The organism is Streptomyces sp. NPDC090798, assembly GCF_044768965.1.
Taxonomy (GTDB): Bacteria; Actinomycetota; Actinomycetes; order Streptomycetales; family Streptomycetaceae; genus Streptomyces.
This window is the reverse complement of sequence record NZ_JBIVXA010000006.1, coordinates 432713-456555: the sequence shown is the minus strand read 5'-3', so window position 1 is coordinate 456555 and position 23843 is coordinate 432713. Positions and strand designations below refer to the sequence as shown.

Here is a 23843-nt window from a genome sequence, read left to right as displayed (position 1 = left end):
CAGCGACTGTGAAGCACAGCATCAAACTCAGGCTGACATCCACGGGTGACATCAAGGTGCAGAGACGAGCAAGCCAGCCTACGACCTAGTTGCAGGGCTGGGGTGTCCCGGAAGCATCCCGTGCTTGTTCGTGTGACGTCGCTTCCGGTCCCAGCCGAGCGACGCCATGCCGGGTACATCCCAACCAGTTGGTGTGCTAAGCAGGATTTACGTCTCCTGCTTCGCCCTCATCCACAATCTGCCGCCAGAGTCGCTCCGCGATCTCAACGAGCGTCCCTTCCCCCGAAACCCTCCACTGTTTAGGGCCTTGGACCGCGCTCCACTGCTCCTTCCAGTCGGCCTCGTTCCACATTTGAGAGACCAGTCCGGTCGGCGAGTACCTCCGGCCGTCGGCCTCCCAGAGGAGCGGCGCCTTCCGATCATTTACCCAACTGGCCCGGCGGCGCCGAGGGTCCGCGTCGAGCCACGCACCGATAGCCAGTTCCTCCACGGCGCTCGGGGCGTAAATGAGAGGCGTCCCATCCTTGATGGCATCGTGGTCGACAAGTAGACGCACGGTCTGTGGCCGCCGCTGCCGACTCCGTGCGGTGCCTTCCATGAATGCGTTCAGATTCATGGGAGAGTCCGGCCCATTACCACGTTCGAGAGTCCCGAGAACGGCAGTAACCAGTTGCGCGCAGCGCGCCTCGTTGGCAAACGTACTCGTGACGTAACTCGCACTCGTGAAAAGAGTGTCGACCATGGCGATGAGGCACGCAAGCACGGTACTGACCTGCACGGGCACCCCTGTGAGGACAGCCTCCCACTCGTCATCCGGCTCGTCGAACTTGTCCTTACCGATGCGTTGAAACACCAGATGGGCTACGAGCAGAGCCCCGCTGTCTACCACTGCCGCCGGCCGTCCGGTCATCTTGGCCCGCACCTCTGACAATTGGTCGCGAACCAGCCTAAAGACCTGCACTGCGCGCCAGATCTGCTGGGCAGTTGGCTGCTGACCGAACAACCTACCGTAGATTCCGCCCTCGCCCTCCTCCCATAGCGCGTTCGTAGATCCCTTGACTCGTACGGCGAGCGACGAGTCCCGGTGCATGCACGCCAGAGCAGTGGCTGCTTCCGTGACCGTGCAACCCGACTCAGGTGCAGGGTCCAGTTCGCCCCGTCGGAAGACATACTCCTTATCGAGCGAAAGCCTGAAATCCTTCTGGATCTCGCTTTGGACGGCATCGATGGCGATGAAGTCCCGGCGCTCCATGTGGTTCTGGGTATTAGTGGCCGTGGTGATGGAGTTACCAAAGCCCGTCGGGGCCCCGTCAAGGGAGATGATTCGCACTAGGACATAGGCCTCTGTGACAGCCTCAGGGTCTCTCTCATACGCCCGGAAGGCCGAAGACACCGTCTGAGCGCCGTTCACCACGCTGGCATTATGCAGAGTTAGAGTGGTGGGCTGCCCAACCGCTCTCTTGCCATGGTATTCCTGGACAATTTTGTCGCACTGCACGGTGATGCCGTTGTGCCGGTATATGAACCCCTCAGGGTCCCCCACCATTGAGTCCACCATGGTTTGGTTGACCCCGGTCAACCCCAGCGAACGTCGGACGTTGCGGTCGTAGAGGCGCTCGCCATGTCCTATGTCGTGGCCCCCGTCATCGCCATTTCCGCCGTACCAACGCGCCAACTGATCGGCGCTGATTTCACCAATCACTGCCTTGTAAGGAGTTTCTCTGGTGTACCACTCCCTGTCCATCGTGGCCTTGAGCGTGATGGGTTGCGGCTTCAGGTCCTCCCGAATCGCTCGGTGGAAGTCCCTCTGGTCTAGGACTCGGTACTCCACCGTCCGCCCGAGTCCGCCGAACTCGTGGGCTGCCTCCTTGAGGATGTTCTGGGTCTCGATGGAGAGACGACCATCACCAATAAGCGCGATAACCAGATTCACTTTGCAAGTTGGGAGCCGAAGGACACCGTGCACACGATCGGCGAGCAATTGCAATCGATCGTTGAAGTGATCGAGATCGCGATTGTCAAGCTTCTTCAATCCGTGCACAAGTTTGAGAGCTGCTTCCGTATCGAAGCCAGCTGTCCCTTTATCCTTCCATTTGGCCTGAATCAAATGGAGTTCAGAGCCGGAGGTGGAGAACGCGACGCAGTCGATGCCGAAATCATCCCGGCCGTCAATTACGCCTGCTGCCGCCTCGTCCGAAGTGCAATCCGTAAGGATGCTGGCGGCCTTGGCCGAAACGGCCCTCGACAACAAGGCCGTCTCTTTCTCCTTCGGATCCTTCTTCTCGAAGTCCTTCATGGAGATCCGGCCCCGGAACTCCCGTAGTAGCGCGCTCCTGATGTGCTGGACCTCAAGAGGCATGCCCTGTACACCCTTGCTCATTCCCACCCCCAACGAACCCACCCCAGGACGGGTCAGCGTATCTGAGAGACGATACGGTGCGCACTAATCTCGTGGACCAGTCGTGGACGACAATTTCCCTTACGCGTCACTGGATGCCGCTGACCAGGGCAGAAGCCGAGGAGTCAAGCGCCCTCCGGAGCCGTGTGCGCAGGTTCGAATCCTGCCGGGGGCACCCGTTATGAGGTGCCCAAAGACCCCGTCACCAGCGGAAACGCTGAGGCCGGGGTCTTCGCGTATGTGCAGGCGTATGCGGCCCGAAGCGGCTCTATGTCGAGGTCCGTGGAGGAGGTGTGGACGGGATCTTGAAGCATCGCCGCAGGATGAGACTGAGTGGGTCCGAGCAGACCTGTCCTCGCCATCGTCGTCCCGGTCTTGGACCATGCTGCGGGTGGGGAGCATGACCATGGCTGAGGGGCTGTCGTGCCGTCTTCAGTCGCCGCCTGCGGACCGACGAATGGACGAGTTGGGGGATCTCGTGGATGTGACCACGCTTGCCGTCGCGCTCATGCGTCGGAGGAGCGCTGGGCGGAACCTGGGTGGGGCAGCAGCCAGCGCGCAAGCCGGGCCGAAGCGACGGAGCAGAACCAGCGTGCGGATCGTGCACGGGAGCAGGAGCGCGATGAGCAAGCGCTGCAAGCCAAGCGTGATCTCTATGCCTATCTGAACACCGCGGTTCGCGCTTGCCGGGTCGCCGCCCAAGACGCCGTCCGTGCAGCCGAACGTGGTGAAAGCGCCGACCCGGCAATCCTTGACGCCGCAAAGGATGCTTGGGGCGACCAGTACTCCCAGGCGCAGATGGCTCTGGCGAAGGACGTCTTGCAGGTGGCCTCCAAGCTCAACAGGGCGCTCGGAGTCGGGTACTCAGTCGTGAAGCAGTTGCCAAGCAGTTCCGACCTCAACGAGGCGTATGAGCGGGCGAAGGCATGGTTCAGCGGCCCCCTGTCCGATGGCGTGTGGCTGCTACGAGTCACCCTGCGACACGACCTCGGCGTCGAAGTCGAGCCCCACTTCGAGCAGATCCGCATGCAGATGCTCACCTCGCTCGACACCGCCCGCGGAAGCCTTGAGCGCCTACTCGCCACAGAGCGCGCGAGCCGCTGAGTCAGCGCAGCACAGGGCACACAGTTACGGGCAAGATCGTCCATAGGGTCCGGGCGGGGTCGCGCCAGCTGGCCTCGTCCCGGCGTCGGCGGCCACAGCAGGTACGGCACAGCAAAAATCAACGGCTCCACCCCCGGTCGGGAGCGGGGGTGGCCTGCCGCTATCGTCCGCATGGCTGGGCCATGTGGCCCGACTTGGCAGGGAGGGGCCAGTCATGGGGATACTGCAGAAGTGGGCGCGCAAGCGCATGACTCAAGGCGCTATCGCAGCACGGGAACGGGGTGAAACCACCTACGTTCACAGACTGGCCAGTTCGAATCAGCAGATCCAGGACCGGTACACCTCGGTGATCGAGTCAGAGGGCTGGAAACTGGCCGGGATACATGAAGATCCCTCACGTCCCAAGGAGCGCTGGGTGATGACCTTCGAGCGCGCAGGCGAGGCTAGTGGGGGAACTACCCAATCGTCCGAGCAGGCCTAGTACACCTGTCTGCCTTCGCGATCTTGCGCCGAGCTCTTAGGACGAGCGGAGACAGCCACCACGTGATCCGACGAGAGGGCCCCTGGAGGATCCCAGAGGCCTCGGACTCGGGCAGTAGATCTCACTCGTACTCGCGGAGCAGGTCCTCGATACGTCGGTTGGCGACGTCTTGTCGTCCGTCGAGGCACTTCGCGTAGCGGGTCAGCAAAGACCTCGACGCTGTTGCCGGCGCGTTCGGCAACCTCGGTGGGATCGACCCCGGCGTTGAGCCACGTCGACAGCGCCGAGTGCCGAAGGTCGTACGGCCTACTTGCGAGTGGCGAGGCCGCGACGGCCGGCGGAAACGCCAGGAATCGAGCCTCCTGCCACACGCGGTAGTAGGTCGAGGACGGGACCACCGATCCCTTCTCGCCGAAGAAGGGCCGACCGTCATCCGCCGTCCCGAATGTGGCCAAGTGATCGCGCAGCACGGCGACGAGGTGAGGCGGGAGAGGCACCCGCCGGACGTTCTCGGTCGGTCGGTTCTTGAGCCCGCGGTCGTCGTGGGTCTCTCCCGAGTCGGTCCACTGCTTGCCGACCGACGGGTCCGATGAGCAAAGCCGATCCCCAGCCCGGTTCAGGGAGGGCCAGGTCAGTCTCGACAAGACCGACCGCTTCAGCCGGCCGGAGACCTCTTGCCGAAGCCCAACGAGCCTTCTTCAACGCCCTATGCCTCGACGCCGAGCGCCGCTTCCACAACGACGCCATGGACCTGCTCGAAGAGGCCGCCGACCACGACGCCTGACAGCACAGCGGCCCAGCAAAGGCCCTTGACTCGGTCATTGGGACTCCACCGACCTCGGTGACCACCAGCCGTGTCAGCCACGACAGAGGCGCACTCCGTGAAATCAGTTCTGAGGTCACCCCTGCGGGCTATCTGAGTGGCATGATCTTCAACCGCCCGCCAAAGTGTGACACATGAGTAAGCCAGGCTCTACAGCAGAAGACCGGAAGGCCAAGAGAACCCGAGCCTTCGTGCTTTTGATCGGGGTTGGCCTCTCTGCCAGCGTTGTAGAAATGGGGGCGCTCGGCGCCATTGACGCCAGTACAGCCGTGACATTTGGCGGCCGCATCACTGGAGTTATCTTCCTTGCCTCGGCCTTACTTGCGCTGGCAGCCGTATTTGCGATGTTCACCTACTCAACCGGCACTCGAGGGCCCAGTTTCTCAGGCGCAGTCATTCTGATCGGCGTCGCTATCGCCGGACTCATGAACCTGGGTCTTCTAATCATGCAAATCGAGACAGGCGACTACACGCCATACCTGTGGCTCTGGATATCTCTTGCATCTTGGTCTTGCTGGACCTTGTTCATGCTCCGCCGTCGAGGCGTATGGAAGAGGATCCCTCAACCGAAAAAATTCGCAGCGGGTGTGTTCCTGACCGGCGTCCTGGCGGTAGCGAACTTCACATACACTCAGGTTTACAAGCCTTACGCACAGCCAAGCAAGATAGAGTTGACCACATCGTTCGGCAAACCAAGCGTCACCCCGGATGGAAAGTCCGTCGCGCTACCGCTGCACATACATCTCGCGAACACAGGTGACGTGAGCCTCTATATCGTCGGTTCGCTCTATCAGGTCACCGCAAGGAAAGCGCACGCCTCGAAAGCTAGAACAACGAAAGACTGGCTACAGGACATCGAAGGATCCCAATTCGACCTCCAACGAGATGTGGACGTAAAGGGGTACGACCTGATTCAAAGTGGCCGCATCGAGGACCCAGGAATCTACATTGACCCAGGAGACAGCAGCACGGAGACCAAAGTCATAGAGATACCCTTGAGTGGCGCCTACGATGTTCTTTTTGCCAGGAGTGAAGCCCTAATCCTACGGAAGGATAAGGTGTCGCTTTCTAGCGACTTCGAGTATTCGGAGAAGTATTCATGGGATGAGAACTATCAACACTCCACAGATGCCCCCGACTGGGTCGACCAACCCCTCAAGCATGAGTTCATAGAATACCAAGCTCCAATCACACAAAACAGCGCCATCTTGAAAGCAATCCGAGGCTCGAAGAATTTGACCGCCTGGTGGATTCTGGGACAGCCGGCACAGGAATCGCAGTTTGGCCCCTACATAACTGGAGTCATAGCCTCAGTAAACGATGAGGGCCGTGAACCCACTTCACGTGAGAACGAACAATCCTCGGAAAGATATGGTTTGGCATTTTTGACGAGTGGAGTAGCGCAAGAATCTTTTGGCGCGGTAAAGAAATCAGTGACGGGCTGACTTGCCAACTCCATCAGAGCGATGACCTACAAAAGCGGAAGCCGGGCTCGCCAGCACGATCGGGTGCCGCAGAAATTTGGTTTCCGCACCGGACATCCCTACGGATCCGCACCGGACATCCCCACGGAGAGGAACGAGGACTCTCCGGCCGCGTCGGCGTCGCGGTGGCCTTCCTCGCGGGTTGTGCCCGGGACGAGCGTGATCGTGTCTGCGGAAGAGCGGTCCCTGAGGACGGACACCACACACTGGACCAACGCGGAATCGCTGCGCTCTTCCCCGACTGATCGACAGCTGGATCACCTTCCCGGCACGGACACGCGCATGCGAGCCGGCAGGAATCGAGCGCTGAGCTGGGCGGATGCCGACAGGAGAGAGCGGGAGTCAGTCCTACTGGCTCCCGCTCTCTCTCGTTGCATCCCGCTGTCCGCGACACACCTCCGACACACCCTGCGGGCGGACGTACGTATGAAGCGCCCCCTGCGCCCTAGAGCAGCCTGCGGCTCAGCCGACCGTCCACTTCTGGTTGGCGCCGCCCGAACAGGTCCAGATCTGCAGCCTGGTGCCGTTGGCCGAGTTGTTGCCCGTCACGTCCAGACACTTGTTCGCCTGCGGGTTCACGATGTCGTTCGCCGAGGAGACGACCCACTTCTGGTTCGGTCCGCCCCCGCAGTCCCACAACTGGACCGTCGAGCCGTCCGCCGTCCCGTTGCCGGTGACGTCGAGGCACTTGCCGAGCGCGCGGATCGTCCCGTCCGAGCCGACGGTCCACTGCTGGGCGGCGGAGCCGTTGCAGTCGTAGAGCTGTACGGGGGTGCCGTTGGCGGAGTTCGCCGCGGCGACGTCCACGCACTTCCCGGCGAGCCCTCTGATCGCGACGCCGGCGGCGGTGTCGCCCGTGGTCACCGACACGGAGTCCACCACCAGCTGCTGCGGGAAGGAGGTGGAGCCGTCCGGGTCGCCCGGCCAGTAGCCGCCCACCGCCAGGTTCAGGATCAGGAAGAACGGCTTGTTGAACACCCAGGAGTTGCCGCCCAGGTCGGCGGGTGTGCGCCGCTGGTAGACGTTCCCGTCCACCGACCAGGTGATCGAGTCGGGAGCCCAGTCCACGGCGAAGGTGTGGAAGGCGTCGGCGAAGGCCTGGCCGCCGGGCAGGGAGTAGGCCGCGCCTATGCCGCCCGAGCCGGAGTAGCCCGGGCCGTGGATCGTGCCGTGGACCGTGGAGGGCTCGTAGCCGACGTTCTCCATGACGTCGATCTCGCCCGAGGCCGGCCAGTTGACCGGTGTGCCGAGCATCCAGAACGCGGGCCACATGCCCTGCCCGCGCGGGATCTTCATCCGGGCCTCGACGTGCCCGTACTGTGCGGTGAACTTCCCGGACGTGTTCAGACGGGCCGATGTGTACTGGCAAGTCCCGTACCAGCACTGGTAGTTGGCGGGGTTCTCCCGGCGGGCCGTGATGACCAGATGGCCCTGACCGTCCAGGGCCGCGTTCTTGTTGCCCGATGTGTAGTACTGCCGCTCGTGGTTGTTGACGTTGTCGCCGGTCTCGATCTGCCACTTCGAGGAGTCGACGGCCGCTCCGGCGGGCCCGTCGAAGTTGTCGGAGAACGTCACGGCGGCGGCCGCGACACTCGGGGCGTCCGCCTTTGCCGGACCGATCGCGGCGGTCGCGACCAGCATGGCGGAGAGGGCGGCGAAGAGACATCTGCGGAGCGATCGTGGCGAGACCACGGCTCTCCCTTCCGGCGCACAGGTGCGCCGAGCGAGGTGGGGGGTGAGTGCGTCGCCTCTTGATTTAAGAAGTGAGATAAGGGGGCGTCAATAGTTTGGTACGGACCAAATGGTGAAGGCGTGGGGTGCGTCGTGCCGGATTCCGCGCAACGACGACCGGTAGCGGCGACCCCTTGGGCATACCGCCTTCGTCTGCGAGGTGGATCTTGCAGGTCAGGCCGCCCGGGACCGTCCAAGTCCCGCGTCTGGGCGATGGTTTCGGGGCGTCGTCCCTTTTTCTGGACGCGTGGCTTCTTCTCGTGGACACCGGCCGCGTGCTGACGGCCCGGCAGATGTCGAATCGTCGAATCCACGCCGGCCATGCTCCACCGGTCCGGTCGGCCGGATCGGCGCGTCCGTCGGCTGTCAGTGCCTCCTGGAGTAGACCTTCGTCGTCCGGCAAGGGCCGCCACGGAGACGCGGGCGACCAGCTCCACGCAGAGCTCCCGGGGTGCTCTGCGTTCCGTGTCAATCGGTTCCCGGCGACCGGCGATCTCGATCCTCGCCCCGTCCCCATCCCCCCGCAGCACTTGCGGTGACCTTGCCATTCTCCTGTCGCACCCACACCTGACGCGGGATCATTACCGCGACACGACACGACAGCACATGGTGACGCGGGGGACCAAGATGACCGACGACGCCACGCAGCACTTCTTCATCAGCTACGCGGGTGTGGACCGGCCCTGGGCGGAATGGGTGGGTTGGCACCTGGAACAGGCTGGGCACCAGGTCATACTCGATGTGTGGGACTGGCGCACGGGGGAGGACTTCGTCCAGCACATGGACCAGGCGCTCAGTCGGGCTGACGCCGTCGTGGCTCTTTTCTCCAGGTCCTACTTCGATCCCGAGCGTTGGACTCAGGAGGAGTGGACCGCGACCGTCGCCCGCAGGGAACGAGTCATCCCTCTTGCCCTCGAACCCATCGCCGCCACCGATGTCCCGCCACTCCTGGCTGCCAAGCTACGCAAAGATCTCCATGGCCTGGACGAGGGAGCCGCCGTCGCCGCCTTGCGTGAAGCGGTCAACGGCGGGATCCGTCCCACCACTCCACCACTTTTCCCGGGCACCGCTCCGTCAGCGAGCGTCGCCGCGGGCGCAAGCAGCACAAAGCCCCGGCTGCCCAGCAGCACTGGCCGGCCCGACGTGTGGAACGTGCGCCGCCGTAACCCCGACTTCTCCGGTCGTGAAGCTGAGATCGCCCAGCTCCGCGACGGTCTGCTCAGCGGGCAGCAAGCTGTGGTACGGGCGCTGCACGGGATGGGCGGCATCGGAAAGACCCAGATCGCGCTGGAGTACGCCCACCGGTTCGCCAGCCAGTACGACCTGGTGTGGTGGATCGACGCCGAACAGGCCGACCAGGTACCCGTCCACTACATCGAGCTGGCCGAGCGTCTCGGGATCGCCAAACCGGAGGCCGGTTCCGAGCACAACGCCCGCGTCCTCCTTCAGCACCTGCGCGCTCAACAGCGCTGGCTCATCATCCTCGACAACGCGGAGAATCCTGATCAGATCGACCCCTGGCTTCCGGAGGGTTCCGGCCACATCCTGATCACCTCTCGCAATCCTGACTGGCGCGGTATCGCCCACCAGACCGGCTTGGACGTCTTCAGCCGCTCCGACTCCGTCTCCTATCTCAAAACCCAAATTCCGAGCATCACCTCCGAGGAGGCGGATCTCCTCGCCGGGGATGTCGGCGACCTTCCCCTGGCCCTCGCCCAAGCTGCGGGCGTCATCGGCAGCGGCATGACCATCGGCCGCTACCGCCAGCTCCTCACGACAAGCACCGCACGGATTCTGAAAGAAGGCGACGCCCCCGGTTACCCGGCGCCGCTGGCCGCCGCGGTCAGCATCGCCACCTCCGGCCTCGAGAACGAGCACCCGGAGGCCGCGGCTCTGCTACGCCTCGGCGCCTTCTTCGGACCTGACCCCATACCGACTGGCTGGCTGGAGAGCGTTCGCCCGCGACTGGCCACCATTCCCGGCGATCCGGGCGATCTCATGTGGCCGCACGCGGCCCTACAACCTCTCAGCCGTTTCGGCCTCGCCCGCGTTGACCACGAGACCTTCCAGATCCACCGCCTGACCCAGGCCGTCCTCCGCGACCAGACGAGCCCCGAGGAGACCGGAAGGATCCGGAGCGACGTCGCCACCATCCTCAGCGGCACCGGCCCCGGCGCTCCCGAAACACCGGACACGTGGCCCGCCTGGGCCTCTTTGGCCTCGCACCTCACCACCCAGCATGTCGTCCTCGCCGGGCGGCCCGAACTACGACCGACCCTGCTCAAGGCCGCCTTCTTCTTTATCCGAAGCGGTCAGCCACGCAGCGCACACAGCCTTACCGCATCCCTGCGCAATGTGTGGGCCGACGAGTTGGGGCCGGACCACCCCGACACTCTCAGCTGTATGCAGTACTTCGGTCACGCCACGGCTGATGTGGGAGACATCGTTGGAGCTCTCGCCTTCGTAAAAGACACTTTTGCCCGTCGACGACGCATTCTCGGTGATGACCATCCCGACACCCTTCACGCCGCCAACGACCTTGCCGCCACCACGTCGAGGCTGGGGAAGCACGCTGAAGCTCACCAGATGTATGAGGACACCCTCCGGCGTCGGCGGAACATCCTCGGCGACAACCACCCCGACACCCTCCAATCAGCCCAGAACCTGGCCACCTCTCTGAATCACTCCCTGAGGCATGAGGAGGCCCGCCGCCTCCACGAGGACACTCTCCAACGTCAGCGAGACACCCTCGGCGACAACCACCCCAACACCCTTCAAACCGCCCACGGCCTCGCCATGACCCTGCATGACCTCAGGGAAGGTGCCGAGGCCCACCGCATGGTCGGGGACACCCTCCGACGTCAGCGAGACATCCTCGGCGACGACCACCCCGACACCCTTCAGACCGCCTACGGCCTCGGCATCGTCCTGAGGGCCCTCGGCCAACGCGACGAGGCCCGCCGCCTCCACGAGGACACCCTCCGACGCCAGCGGAACACCCTCGGCGACAACCACCCCAACACCCTTCAGACCGCCCATGGCCTCGGCATCGTCCTGAGAGACCTCGGCCAACGCGACGAGGCCCGCCGCCTCCACGAGGACACCCTCCGACGCCAGCGAAACACCCTCGGCGACAACCACCCCAGCACTCTTCAAACCGCCCACAGCCTCGGCATCGTCCTGAGAGACCACGGCCAACGCGACGAGGCCCGCCGCCTCCACGAGGACACCCTCCACCGTCAGCGGAACGTCCTCGGCGACGACCACCCCGACACGCTTCGAACCGCCCACAGCCTCGCCATCACCCTGCATAGCCTCCGCCGCCATTCGGAAGCCGCCGAGCTGGCTGAAGACGTGCGCAACCGCCAGCGCCGCACACTGGGCGACGACCACCCCGACACCGTGGATGCCACCGAGAGTCTGGCCGCCATTTGGACCGCCATGGGCAAACGATTCGCGGCCCAGCGCCTGTTGGCGAACCAACGAAAGCAGGCCAAGCGCCGTCCCAACCGTAAAAAGCAACGCCGATAGCTCACGGATACCGGTCACGGGTCCGGACCGCGACCCAGATTTTTTGGCCCCAGGTCACGAGGAACCCGGCCAATCTCCGGACCAGTGGTCGAATCGTTTCGGGTCGAAGAGGTCAGTCCTCGCCGGCCCGGACGGCCGTCGGGCCGTGGTGCAGGCTGCCGCCCGCAGTGGATGCCGGGTTGTCGGCCCAGGCCTGGGCCTCCTTGGCGAGCGAGTCGTCCCACGCCAAAGGTGACTGGCCGGCCTGTTGGCGCACGCGTTGGTCTCGGAGATGATGGCCTGTTGATCGGAGGGGCTGACGTTGGCGACGGCCGCGGAAGCGCCTGTCGCCAGTGTCGTGCCACCGGTCAACAGCGCCGCCGCGACGATGGGCGCGGCGCGACGGCGCAGCGGAGTGGGGTTCCTCATTGCGACTCCCCGGCCGCACAGAAGGCAGCAGCAGCGAGAAGGCCTGCTGGGGAGTATCGGCGTGGAGCAGGGCTGCCACGGAAGCGAGCCGCACCGCCGACTCGTGCCGTGGCCGGACGGCCATCGGCGACAAAGTGGTCTCGTCGGCGGCCGCATGGCCGCATTCGGCACCAGCAGCCTGTGCCCGGGACGCCTGTGCGGCGAACGGAGACGGCGACTTCACATCCCGCCATGGCGGGGCGTCACCGTCATAGGGGTCGTAGGGGTCGCAGGGGAGGTGTGGGGAAGTGTGGCGGAGTGTCCAGGGTCGTAACTCCGGTACGGCCGCGGCGAGTTCAGCGAGACGCCGAGGCGGTCGGGCAAGAGGACCGGGAGCCCGGCGACGGACCCGGGATCCAACTCGGTCGAGGCTCAGCCGTGCCAGACGGCTCGGACCTCTTCGGCGTACTCGGCCGCCTGGCGTAGCCCTGCCCGGGCCGCGCCCGGAATGCGGGACGCGTCCAGGGGGTTGCGGCCGAACGCGCGGCGGGCCGCTCGGTCCGGGACCAGCAGGGCGGCCCGGGCGCCGCCCGCCTCCAGGGAGGCCACCTGATCGAAGGCGCTCGGGGTCGCGCCCGGCACGTCGGGGATCGGGGCCAGGACCACAACCCGCCGGCAGTCGTGCGCCAAGTCGGCGTTGGTCGTGGAGCGTACGCCCCCGTCCATCCAGCGGCCCGCCCCGATCGTGATCGGTGGGAACAGTGGTGGCAGTGCGCACGTGGCCGACATCGCCGTCACCAGGTCGACCCCGCTGTCGGCGCTGAAGCCGCTCGGCTCGCCGGTGAGCGCGTCCACCGCGTACAGCCGCACGGGCCGCTCCGGCCAGTCCTGAACGGGCAGTTGGGGGCGGATCGCGTCGAAGACGTCGGCCTCCGTCACATCGCGCACGTTCAGGGAGAGCCGGCCCAGCCGCTTGACCACGGTCGCCGGATCGCGCGAACCGAGCGCGGCCCACAGGTACTTGACCGTCATGACGAAGGTGAAGTCCACCTCCATCATGGCTCGCTTCCGGGCGACCTGTACCTCGTACAAGTCGGCGGGCGCCGCCCCTGCCGCCAGTTCCACGGCGAGCAGCGAGCCGGCCGACGTGCCGGCGAGCACGTCGGCACCGCCGAGGTCCAGTCCGGCGTCGGCCAGTCCCGCCAGCATGCCGACCTGCCATGCGTACGCGGTCAGGCCGCCTCCGCCCAACACCAGCGCCGTATCCGCCATGTCCATCCTCCCCACTAACGGGGACTTCTCCCCGTTTCCAGCCTTGACGCTAGCACGCAACCGGGGACCATTCCCCGTTTCTGTCCGATCCTCATCCACTCCGCGACTCGCACACACGTCTGCCGCCCGAGCGGATCCGCACGGGGCAACCGACCAACAGGGATGTGCAATGAAATAGGCGGTTATAGAGGGATCCTGCTGACATAGTGCGGCCATGGAGATCCACGACCCCCGGCAGCCGAATCAGTTCCGTGGCCTCCGCGGCCTGCGTGGCCTGCGTGGTCTGCGCTGCCTCCGTGGTCTCCGTGGTCTCCCAGGCCTCCCCGCCCGCCGTACCTGCCCCACCCGCCGTACGGCCCTCCTCCTCACCCTCACCGGCGCCATCGGGATCGGCGGTGCTGTCGCCCTCGTCGGCGCCCTCCCCCACGGAGACCACCCCTCCCCCGCCCACCCAGGCACCCTCGCCACCACCCCCTCCAGCACCACCCCCTCCCCCGGCGCCCCGGGTATCGGCGACCCGCTGCTGCCGCTCGACGGCAACGGGGGGTACACGGTCCGCCGCTACACGCTCGCCTTCGACTGGCGGGCGCCCAGGACGCGCTTCGACGCCCGTACGACCATCAGCGCGAGCGCCACGCAGGCCCTGTCCCGCTTCGACCTCGACTTCGCGGGCAACACGCTCCACTCGGTCACCGTGGACGACGTACCGGCGAGGGCCGTGCGCGACGGTGACGAGCTCGTCGTCACCCCCGCGAAGCCGATCCCCCGGGGCGGCGCGTTCACCGTGCGGGTCGACTACACCGCCGACCCGACGCAGCGACGGCACCGCGGCGACGCGATCGGAGACTACGGCTGGGTCCCCACGCCCGACGGCACCGTGCTCTATCCGCAGCCCGACGGGGCAAAGATGATCTTCCCTGCGGACGACCATCCGAGCCTGCGGGCGCCGGTCACCTTCCTCGTCACCACTCCACCGGGTGTCAGCGCGGTGGCCAACGGGCGGCTCGTCGAACGCGTCCGGCAGCCCGACGGACGGATCCGGTGGACGTACGACTCCGAGCGGCCGGTCGCGGCGCAGCTCGTGCAGGTGGCGATCGGGAAGTTCACGTTCCTCGAGAGCAGCGGTCCGCACGGGCTGCCCGTCCGGGACGTGGTCCCCGGTGACCTGGTGTCCGACACCGCGGCGTACCGCTCGCTCACGCCCGAACACCTGGCCTGGCTGGAACAGCGGCTCGGCCCGTACCCCTTTCGCCGATATGGCGTGCTGGTGGGGGACACGGACCTGCCGGTGGCACTGGAGACCCAGTCGCTGTCCCTTGTGCCGAAGGGCGACCTGCAGGGTGACCGGGTCGACGCCGAGCGCGACCTCGTGCACGAGCTGACCCATCAGTGGACCGGCGACAGCGTGGCCATCCGGCGGTGGTCCGACCTGTGGCTGAGCGAGGGGCACGCCCGTTTCTACGAGCGTCTCTACTCCGAGGCGCACGGCGGCGACAGCATCGAGTCCGCGATGCGGGCGGCGTACGAACAGCACGACCAGTGGCGCCAGGACGACGGGGCGCCCGCCGAACCCCGCACCGAGGCGGCCCTGTTCAAGCAGGTGCGGTACGACGGCTCCGCGCTCGTGCTCTACGCCCTCCGGGAGAAGGTCGGCGAGGAGACCTTCGACAGGATCGAGCGGTCCTGGGTGACGAAGTACCAGGGCCGGGCCGCCGGCACCCAGGACTTCGTCGCACTCGCGTCCGAGGTCGCGGGCGAGGACCTGAAGCCGTTCCTGACGCCGTGGCTGTACGGGGACCGCACCCCGTCCATGCCGGGACACCCCGACTGGCAGGTGGACGCGGCCCAGGACTGAGCCGTCACCTCCCCCGTACGACGGGACTTCCGCGCGGTACGGCGGGCTCGCGCCGACTCCCCGCCGGGGCCGACGTCCTGCCGCCGACCGGGTGGCCTCTGCCGGGTGGCTGGGCCACACCAGTGACGCTTGGCGCGACGGGGCGTGTCGGGCACGGAAACGTACGAGGGGTGATGCAGAGGGCAACTCCTTTGTCCTGATTGCGACGAGCATGATTGGAGACCCTTGCGATGAGAAAACGTGTCGCCCCCCGTGTCCCCAACTCCCCACGCGAGCAACGTCGTACAGTCCGCATGACCGCCTCCGCGGCGCTCCTGATGCCGCTGCTGGCCGGCCCGGCGGCGTGCGCCGGCGGGACGTCGGCCGACCGGCAGCTGCAGAACGTCTTCACGGACGCCGCGGACGAGTACCACGTGCCGCGCAGCGTGCTCCTGGGCGTGTCGTACCTGCAGTCGAGATGGGACGCCCGGCCGGGCACCCCGAGTGTCGTCGGCGGCTATGGGCCGATGCACCTGGTGGACGGCCGCCAGACCAAGGGCAGGTCCCCGAAACCGGCTCCGTCGGAGTCGCACCGCGGAGGTGCCCAGCCGCCCGCGGCGGCGGCGGGGCCCACGGCCTCGCCCGGGGCCGGCTCCCCGGTCGGACGCTCCGCGCAGCCGGCGGACCTGCGACGGGCCGCGGGCCTGATCGGAGCCCCGGTGGCACGGCTGCGCACCGACGCCGCCGCCAATGTGCGCGGAGGTGCGGCGCTCCTGGCGGAGACGCAACGCCAGCTCGGCAAGCCGCTCAGCGCCAACCCGGCGGACTGGTGGGAGGCGGTGGCACGCTTCCCGGGGACGGGCGACACCGCGTCGGCGGCGGAGTACGCGAACAACGTCTTCGCGGTGATCCGCAAGGGTGCGCGGCGCACCACCGACTCCGGACAGCAGATCACTCTCCCCGCCAGCCCGAGCGTGCACCCCCGTACCCCTCACCCGCAGGCCGCACGGCGGCCCAAGGAGGTCGAGTGTCCCGCGGAGCTGTCCTGCGACTGGCTCGCCGCGCCGTACGTCGAATACGACGAAGACGGCGACTACGGCAACCACGACCTGGCCGACCGGCCCAGGGACCAGAAGATCGAGTACATCGTCATCCACGACACGGAGGCGGACCTGCCGTCCATGCGTCAGACCGTGCAGGATCCGACGGAGGCGTCCTGGCACTATTCGATCCGCTCCAAGGACGGCCATGTCACCCAGCACATCAGGACCAAGGACGTGGCCTGGCACTCCGGGAACCAGTTCGTGAACGCCCGTTCGATCGGCATCGAGCACGAGGGTTTCCTCAGGCAGCCCGACGCCTGGTACACGGAGCAGATGTACCAGTCCTCGGCCAAACTGGTGCGTTACCTGGCGAAGAAGTACGACATCCCGCTCGACCGTCAGCACATCTTCGGGCATGACAACGTGGCGTCACCGACCGGCTCGAGCATCCCCGACATGCACGACGACCCCGGCCCCTTCTGGGACTGGCGGCACTACTTCGACCTTCTCGGCGTGCCTCTGCGTGCCACGGCCGGGCCCGACAGCGACCTGGTGACCGTGCTGCCGGACTTCGCCACCCACAAGCCGCTGTTCACGGGGTGCACCAAGAGCGGTGTGAAGTGCGCGCCGCACGGCTCCAGCGCCGTACGCCTGCACACCGCACCGGACGAGCGCGCGCCACTGATCCAGGACCCGGGCCGGCGCCCCGAGGGCGAGGCCTCCACGGAGGACGTCAACGACCTGGGGTCGCGGGTCTCCGCCGGCCAGACCTACGCGGTCGCCGGACGCAGTGGCGACTGGACGGCGATCTGGTATCAGGGCCACAAGGCGTGGTTCAACAACCCGAAGAACCATCCGACGGCCGTCGGCGCGAGCGGCCGGTTCGTGACTCCGAAGGAGGGCTTGAGCGAGATCCCGGTGTTCGGGCGTGCCCTCCCGGAGGAGGAGGCCTACCCGGAGGGAGTGGAGCAGCAGTCCGAGTCCCCGCTCCCGTACAGCCTCCTCGCGGGTCAGCGGTACGTGGCGCAGTCCCGGCCCGTCGGTTCCTACATCGACAGGTCGGCCTTCAGCGACACACCGAGCCTGGTGGTGACGGGGCGCGAGGAGTACTACGAGATCCAGTTCGGCCACCGGATCGCCTACGTCCGCGCGAGCGACGTGGACCTGGTGCGTGTAACCGGCACGGAGAAGGCGCCGTCGGGACACGCGGCGCCCCCTGCCGGGCGGTGACGGAGTCCCCTTCCGAGCCGGAGGCGCCCACGCGACCGCGTGGGCGCCTCCGGCTCGGGCGTGCCGCGGGTGCCGGCGGCGGCAGTCCTGTTCATGGACGCCCCTGCGCCTCCTCTTTGTGGACCACCTGCGCCCTCCTGTTCGTGGACGCCCCCGCGCCCTCTCCTCGGCGCGCGTGAGCGGCTGGAAGGCCGGCCTGCGCGCCGCCCTTCTCCTCCACGCCCCCACAGCCCTCCGCCTCCCCACAGTCCTCCGCGTCCGCGGCCCCGTCGGCGGCGTCCACCCGCCCTTCCGGAATCAGGTACACGTCACTCGTACGCAGTAAGGCCAATCCCCTGCGCAACTCGTCGCCGTGCCGTCGGGCGGGATCGTGGACGAGGAGTGAAAACGGGTGTCGAGCGCTCAATGCCGCGGACATCTGGCGTCAGCGGCGAGAACCCCCTGACGCCGTCGAAGGACAGTGCCATACCGACACGATCCGGTTCGAGTGGCAGCCCCACGGGTGGGCGGCTAAGACTGAGGCAACGGTCTTGTGACCGGACCTGTTTTGTGACCGGCCAACAGATTCAGACCTCATGGCTTCCGGATTACTCGCTCCGGCCATCGAAAAGCGCGAGTGCAGGGCGTTGACCGTATTGGCAGGCGGCGTTCGAAAGTTCCTCAAGGAGCTCGTATGGAGGAGAAGTCCGTCGAAGTCCTGACGCCTGGTCCGGGTGAATTCGCACTCGACAAGCGTGAGTACACCGGACCGAACAGCGACATCGAGAGAGACCTCGCCGAGGTGTTGGCCGGCCTCATCCACGTCGAACGAGTGTCGGTGGAGAGTCACTTCTTCGACGACCTCGGCGCCAACTCATTGGTGATGGCCCAGTTTTGCGCACGGATCAGGAAACGGCCGGATCTCCCCTCGGCGTCGATGAAGGACATCTACCGGCACCCGACGATCCGAAGCCTGGCGACGGGGCTCGCGGACGCCGAACCGCTTCCGGCCGAGTCGCCGGTTCCAGCGCCGGCCACGGTGGTGACCCGGGCCCGGACGGCACAGTACGTCCTGTGCGGAGCGCTTCAGTTCCTGTTCTTCCTGGGATATTCCTTCCTCGCCGGAATGGTCGCCGACCGGGGCTACGGATGGGTGTCCGCCGGCTCGGACGCGATCGGCATCTACCTGCGATCGCTCGTCTTCGGCGCCATCGGCTTCGTCGCTCTGTGCACCTTCCCGATCGTGGCCAAGTGGCTTCTCGTCGGCCGGTGGAAACCGCGCGAGTTCCCGATCTGGGGACTGACGTATCTGCGCTTCTGGACCGTCAAGGTGCTGATCCACGCCAACCCGATGATCTTCTTCGTCGGCAATCCCCTGTACGTGCTGTACCTGCGTGCCCTGGGCGCCCGGATCGGCAAGGGGGTCACGATCCTCTCCCGCCAGACTCCGGTCTGCCCGGACCTGCTCACGATCGGCGCCGGCACGGTGATCCGCAAGGACTCGTTCTTCCACTGCTACCGGGCGCACGCCGGCCGTATCCAGACCGGCCGGGTCACCCTGGGCCGGGACGTCTTCATCGGCGAGAAGACCGTGCTCGACATCGACACGTCGATGGGCGACGGGGCGCAACTCGGCCACACGTCCACGCTGTACAGCGGCCAGGCGGTCCCGGACGGCCAGCGCTGGCACGGATCCCCGGCACAGCCGACCGAGCACGACTACCTGAGGATCGAGCCGGCCGAGTGCGGCACACTGCGCCGGGCCGGCTTCGGCCTCGTCACCCTGCTTCAGGTGTTCTTCCTCTACATGCCGCTGATGGTCGGGGGCGCGTACTTGCTGTTGGACCTGATTCCGGCGCTGCACAACCGGCTGGGCCCGGGTTCGGTGGGGTTCACCTCGCCGAGTCTCTACGCCGACGCGCTGGTCCTGTCCTTTGTGCTGTTCTTCGGCTTCGTCGTCTTCGGCGTGGTCGTACTGTTCACCGTTCCGCGCCTGCTGAACCTGGTCATCAAGCCGGACAAGGTCTATCCGCTGTACGGCTTTCACTACTCGACGTTCCGCGCGATCGGGCGCATGACCAACATCAAGTTCTTCAAATGGCTGCTCGGTGACAGCTCCTACATCGTCTACTATCTGCGCGGCCTCGGATATGACTTGTCCCGGATCGAACAGACCGGGTCGAACTTCGGCACGGAAGTGCAGCACGAGTCCCCGTATCTGTGCTCCGTCGGCAGCGGCACGATGGTCGCCGACGGGCTCTCCATCGTCAACGCGGACTACTCGAGCTCCTCTTTCCGGGTGTCCAGGGCTTCGATCGGATCACGCAACTTCATCGGGAACAACATCGCCTATCCCTCGGGGGCCAGGACCGGCGAGAACTGCCTCCTCGCGACGAAGGTGATGATTCCGCTCGACGGCGAGGTACGCGAGGGGGTGGGCCTGCTGGGCTCGCCGTGTTTCGAGATTCCCCGGTCGGTCGAGCGCGACTCCCGGTTCGACCATCTCCGCAACGGCGAGGAGTTTCGTCGCAGTCTCGCCGCGAAGAACCGTTACAACATCCGCTCGATGGCCTTCTTCCTGCTGGTGCGGTGGATCTACTTCTTCGTCCTCACGGTGGTCGCTCTCGCCGACGTCGATCTGTACGACTCCTACGGACAAGTGCTGATCGCCGTGTTCCTGGTGTTCAGCCTTGCTTTCACGCCCGTCTACTTCGTGGCGGTGGAGCGTTCTATCGCGGCATTCCGCGGGCTGCAACCGCAGTTGTGTTCCATCTACGATCCGTACTTCTGGTGGCACGAGCGTCTCTGGAAGGTGCCCGAGAATTACCTCAACATCTTCAACGGGACCCCTTTCAAGAGTCTGATCTGGCGGATGCTGGGCGTTCGGCTCGGCAGCAGGGTCTTCGACGACGGCTGCCACCTGACGGAGCGGATGCTCACCACCATCGGGAGCGACTGCACGCTCAATGCGGGAAGCAAGATCCAGTGCCACTCGCAGGAGGACGGCACCTTCAAGTCCGACCGCAGCACGATCGGCGCCGGCTCCACGCTCGGTGTCGGCGCCCACGTCCACTACGGCGTGACGATGGGCGACGGCGCGGAACTCGCCCCCGACTCCTTCCTCATGAAGGGCGAGGAGGTCCCGGCGCGCGCCCGGTGGGGCGGAAATCCCGCGGCGGAAATGCGCGACACCCCCTATCAGCCTGCCGCACTGGCGTACGAGGCACAGCGTGACCGCCCCGGCCGGCAGACCCAGTCAAACGGGAAGATGCGATGAGAGTGCAAGTGGAAGCCGATCGGGAGTTCTGGCGCGGTCAGCTCGTGGCCGGTGGGTTCACCGCGCTGCCGCGGTGGACGCCCCATCCGGTGGCGGGCGTCGCCGACCAGGAGACGACGGTCCCGGAGGACGTCGCGGGACCGTTGCGCGGGCTGGCGCAGGACCTGGCGGTACCGCTCGACTCGGTGCTGCTGGCCGCGCACGCCAAGGTGCTCGCCGCGCTGTCCGGTGAGCGTGAGGTCGTGTCCGGCTACGTCCCCGCTGACGGCGGCCGGCCGTTGCCCTGTCGGCTGACGACCGAACCCTCGACGTGGCGGACGCTGCTGCTGGACGCCCATCGGGCCGCGTCGGAGCTGCTGTCGCACAAGGAGTTCCCGGTCGACGGCCTCAGGCGCGAACTGGGCCTGACCGAGCCGCCCTTCGAGGCCGTGTTCGATCCGGGCGGTGTGGGCGGTGACCTGGCCGAGGACACCGTGCTGTGGATCGGGTTCTCGTGGCGGGACGGCCGGCTCGTGCTGCGGCTGCGGTACCGCACCGACGTACTCGACGCGGACTGCGCCGCCCGGATCGCCGGTTACCACGTCACCGCGCTCGCCCTGATCGCCGTCGGTCCGGATGCCGAGCACGGACGGCAGAGCCTGCTCTCCGCCGAGGAACTCCACTTCCAGCTCGAAGGGCTCGCCGGACCCCACCGGGATCTGCCCGACCGCCGGATGCACGAGCTGTTCGAACAGCGGGTGCGGGAACACCCGGACGCCGTCGCGGCCGTACACGGTGAACGGCGGTGGACCTACCGCGAGCTCAACGCCCGGGCCAACCGGCTGGCACGCGCGCTGCTGGCCCGGGGGCTGCGCCGGGAGGGCGTGGTCGCGGTGGTGACCGAACGCAACCTGGACTGGCCGGCCGCCGTGCTGGCGGTCTTCAAGGCCGGGGGCGTGTACCTGCCCATCGAGCCGCACTTCCCGGCCGGCCGCATCGCCACCACGCTGACTCGCGCCGAGTGCGCCCTCGTGCTGACCGAAGCCGGCAGCACCACCACCCTCGACCAGGCTCTGGAGTCCCTGCCCGGGATCGAGAAGGTCCTCATCGACGCGGCCTACGCGGAGGACCACGCCGACGACGATCCGGGCGTGCCCGTCGCGGCGGACCAACTCGCCTACATCTACTTCACTTCCGGCTCCACGGGTGAGCCGAAGGGCGCGATGTGCGAGCACGCGGGGATGCTCAACCACCTCTACGCCAAGATCGACGACCTGGGGCTCGGCGAGGGGCAGGTGGTCGCGCAGACCGCGCCCCAGTGCTTCGACATCTCGCTGTGGCAACTGGTGTCCGGGCTCCTGGTCGGCGGGCGGACCCTGCTGGTGGAGCAGGAGGTGATCCTGGACGTCCAGCGGTTCGTCGACAAGATCGTCGACGGCCGGGTCGCCGTCCTCCAGGTCGTGCCCTCGTACCTGGACGTCGTCGTGTCCTGTCTGCGGCAGCACCCCCGCGAACTTCCGGACCTGCGCTGCGTGTCGGTCACCGGCGAGGCGCTGAAGAAGGAGCTCACGGAGCGCTGGTTCGCCGTCCAGCCCGGGATCAAGCTGGTCAACGCCTACGGGCTGACCGAGACCTCGGACGACACCAACCACGAGGTCATGGACCGGGCGCCGGACCGCATCCTGCTCGGCCGCGCGGTCAACAACGTGCGCGTCTACGTCGTCGACGAACACCTCACCCCGGTGCCGCTCGGCGCCCCCGGCCTGATCGTGTTCTCCGGCGTCTGTGTCGGCCGCGGCTACATCAACGACCCCGAGCGCACTCGGCAGGCCTATCTGGCCGATCCGCACCGAGAGGGCGCCCGGCTCTACCGGGGCGGCGACTACGGCCGCTGGCAGCCAGGGGGCAAGCTGGAGTTCCTGGGCCGCCGGGACACCCAGGTCAAGATCCGTGGCTTCCGGATCGAGATCGGCGAGATCGAGAACACCCTGTTGCGGGTGCCGGGGGTGCGCGACGGCGCGGTGGTCGTCGCCGAGCGGGCCGATCAGAGCAAACACCTGGTGGCGTTCTATTCGGGCCCGCGGGCCCTCGACGGCGACGTCCTGCCGGCCCGGCTCGGCGAGTCGCTGCCCGAGTACATGGTCCCGTCGGCCTTCCACTGGCGCGAAAGCCTGCCGCTGACCGCCAACAGCAAGATCGACAGGAAGGCCCTGGCGGCACTCGCCGAAGAACCCGCCACCACCGACAACGACCACCAGCCGCCGGCCACCCCCACCGAGCAGCGCCTGGCGGCCGCCTGGGCGAAGGTGCTCGGCGTCCCGCAGGACCGGATCGGACGCCGCGACCACTTCTTCGACCGGGGCGGCACATCGCTGTCGGCGGTGAAGCTGGCGATCACCCTGGACCGTGCGGTGTCCCTCAAGGACGTCACCCGTCACCCGGTCCTCGCCGATCTGGCCGGGCTGGTCGACGGCAGGTCCGAGCGGCGCCCCGGACTGCTGCACCCGCTGTCGGAACCGGACGATGCGCGGGCCGGGGCCCTGGTGTGCTTCCCGTACGCCGGCGGCAACGCGGTGAACTTCCAGCCGCTGGCCAGGGCGCTGCCGGCCGGCGGGCCCGCCGTCTACGCCGTCGAGCTGCCCGGTCACGACGTGGCCGCCGACAGCGAACCGTTCGCACCGATGACCGAGGTGGTCGAACAGGTCGTCGACGAGATCGTCCGGCGTGGCCTGGCCAGGGTCCTGCTGTGGGGCCACTCCTCGGGCGCCGCGCCGGCCGTGGAGACGGCCAGAAGGCTCCAGGAGCGCGGGGTGGACGTCCAGCGGGTGTTCCTCGGCGCGCAACTGCCCGGCGACGCCGCCCGGCGGCGCGCCGCCATCGACGAGCTGACGGAACTGAGCGACGCCGAGATCGCCGCGAAGCTGAGCGCGGCCGGCGGGTACACCGAACTCGGCGAGCTGGACGCGCGGCACGCCGAGCACGTGGGCGCCGCCTACCGGCACGACTGCGTGTCCGCACACCGCTTTTTCGCCGACCTCCTGGACAACCCGCCGACGCCGAAGCTGTCCGCTCCGGTCACCGTGGTCGTCGCCGCCGACGACCCGAGCACGGCGGACCATCCGCACCGCTACCGCGACTGGCAGTTCCTGGCCGAACAGGTCGACCTGCACGAGCTCGCCGACGGCGGCCACTACTTCCCACGCACCCGTCCGGCCGAAGCGGCACAGGCCGTTCTGCGCGCCGCCGAACTGTTCGCTCCCTCCTGAGTGACAACTGACAAGTGACAACCG

12 protein-coding genes and 1 pseudogene are annotated in these 23843 nt (G+C 66.9%); 8 read left to right on the top strand and 5 right to left on the bottom strand.

Features of this window, described 5'->3' with window-relative positions:
* Positions 1-196: 196 nt before the first annotated feature.
* Entirely contained in the window at positions 197-2359 is a 2163-nt protein-coding gene (locus tag ACIQTP_RS16720; protein WP_403400427.1) for an AIPR family protein, read from the bottom strand.
* 462 nt (positions 2360-2821) lie between these two features.
* On the opposite strand from ACIQTP_RS16720, the gene ACIQTP_RS16715 reads away from it, so the two are divergent.
* Positions 2822-3502: a hypothetical protein gene (locus ACIQTP_RS16715; RefSeq protein ID WP_403400424.1), complete on the top strand. Its 681-nt coding sequence runs from the start codon at positions 2822-2824 to the stop codon at positions 3500-3502.
* Between the two features lie 214 nt (positions 3503-3716).
* Positions 3717-3983: a hypothetical protein gene (locus tag ACIQTP_RS16710; RefSeq protein ID WP_355306531.1), complete on the top strand. Its 267-nt coding sequence runs from the start codon at positions 3717-3719 to the stop codon at positions 3981-3983.
* A 121-nt stretch (positions 3984-4104) separates the two neighbouring features.
* Here ACIQTP_RS16710 and ACIQTP_RS16705 read toward each other — a convergent pair.
* A pseudogene (locus ACIQTP_RS16705) lies at positions 4105-4655 on the bottom strand (site-specific integrase); the annotation flags it as partial.
* 285 nt (positions 4656-4940) lie between these two features.
* Here ACIQTP_RS16705 and ACIQTP_RS16700 point away from each other — a divergent pair.
* Positions 4941-6251, top strand: a complete 1311-nt coding sequence (locus tag ACIQTP_RS16700; protein ID WP_403400421.1) for a hypothetical protein — start codon at positions 4941-4943, stop codon at positions 6249-6251.
* Between the two features lie 501 nt (positions 6252-6752).
* On the opposite strand, the gene ACIQTP_RS16695 is transcribed toward ACIQTP_RS16700, so the two are convergent.
* A complete protein-coding gene (locus ACIQTP_RS16695; RefSeq protein ID WP_403400419.1) occupies positions 6753-7982 on the bottom strand; it encodes a ricin-type beta-trefoil lectin domain protein in 1230 nt (409 codons plus the stop codon).
* Positions 7983-8648: 666 nt separating this feature from the next.
* On the opposite strand from ACIQTP_RS16695, the gene fxsT reads away from it, so the two are divergent.
* Complete coding sequence (fxsT, locus tag ACIQTP_RS16690) at positions 8649-11552, top strand: FxSxx-COOH system tetratricopeptide repeat protein (RefSeq protein ID WP_403400417.1); 2904 nt, start codon at positions 8649-8651, stop codon at positions 11550-11552.
* Between the two features lie 112 nt (positions 11553-11664).
* Here fxsT and ACIQTP_RS16685 read toward each other — a convergent pair whose 3' ends face one another.
* Together ACIQTP_RS16685 and ACIQTP_RS16680 are read right to left on the bottom strand one after the other, a co-directional pair.
* Entirely contained in the window at positions 11665-11808 is a 144-nt protein-coding gene (locus ACIQTP_RS16685) for a CAP domain-containing protein (RefSeq protein ID WP_403400416.1), read from the bottom strand.
* Between the two features lie 563 nt (positions 11809-12371).
* Positions 12372-13211, bottom strand: coding sequence for a patatin-like phospholipase family protein (locus tag ACIQTP_RS16680; protein WP_403400414.1), 840 nt, complete (start codon positions 13209-13211; stop codon positions 12372-12374).
* A 214-nt stretch (positions 13212-13425) separates the two neighbouring features.
* Here ACIQTP_RS16680 and ACIQTP_RS16675 point away from each other — a divergent pair, with 214 nt between their 5' ends.
* The 4 genes from ACIQTP_RS16675 (at position 13426) to ACIQTP_RS16660 (ending at position 23819) form a co-directional block, all read left to right on the top strand.
* The gene (locus ACIQTP_RS16675; protein ID WP_403400412.1) at positions 13426-15066 is read left to right on the top strand and encodes a M1 family metallopeptidase; all 1641 of its coding nucleotides are present in this window, start codon (positions 13426-13428) and stop codon (positions 15064-15066) included.
* Positions 15067-15359: 293 nt separating this feature from the next.
* Complete coding sequence (locus tag ACIQTP_RS16670; protein ID WP_403400410.1) at positions 15360-17318, top strand: N-acetylmuramoyl-L-alanine amidase; 1959 nt, start codon at positions 15360-15362, stop codon at positions 17316-17318.
* A gap of 673 nt (positions 17319-17991) precedes the next feature.
* Positions 17992-20574 (top strand): Pls/PosA family non-ribosomal peptide synthetase, encoded by a 2583-nt coding sequence (locus ACIQTP_RS16665; protein WP_403400408.1) that lies wholly within the window; start codon positions 17992-17994, stop codon positions 20572-20574.
* Entirely contained in the window at positions 20571-23819 is a 3249-nt protein-coding gene (locus tag ACIQTP_RS16660; RefSeq protein WP_403400405.1) for an amino acid adenylation domain-containing protein, read from the top strand. The genes ACIQTP_RS16665 and ACIQTP_RS16660 overlap by 4 nt, the downstream gene beginning before the upstream one ends.
* Positions 23820-23843 lie beyond the last annotated feature (24 nt).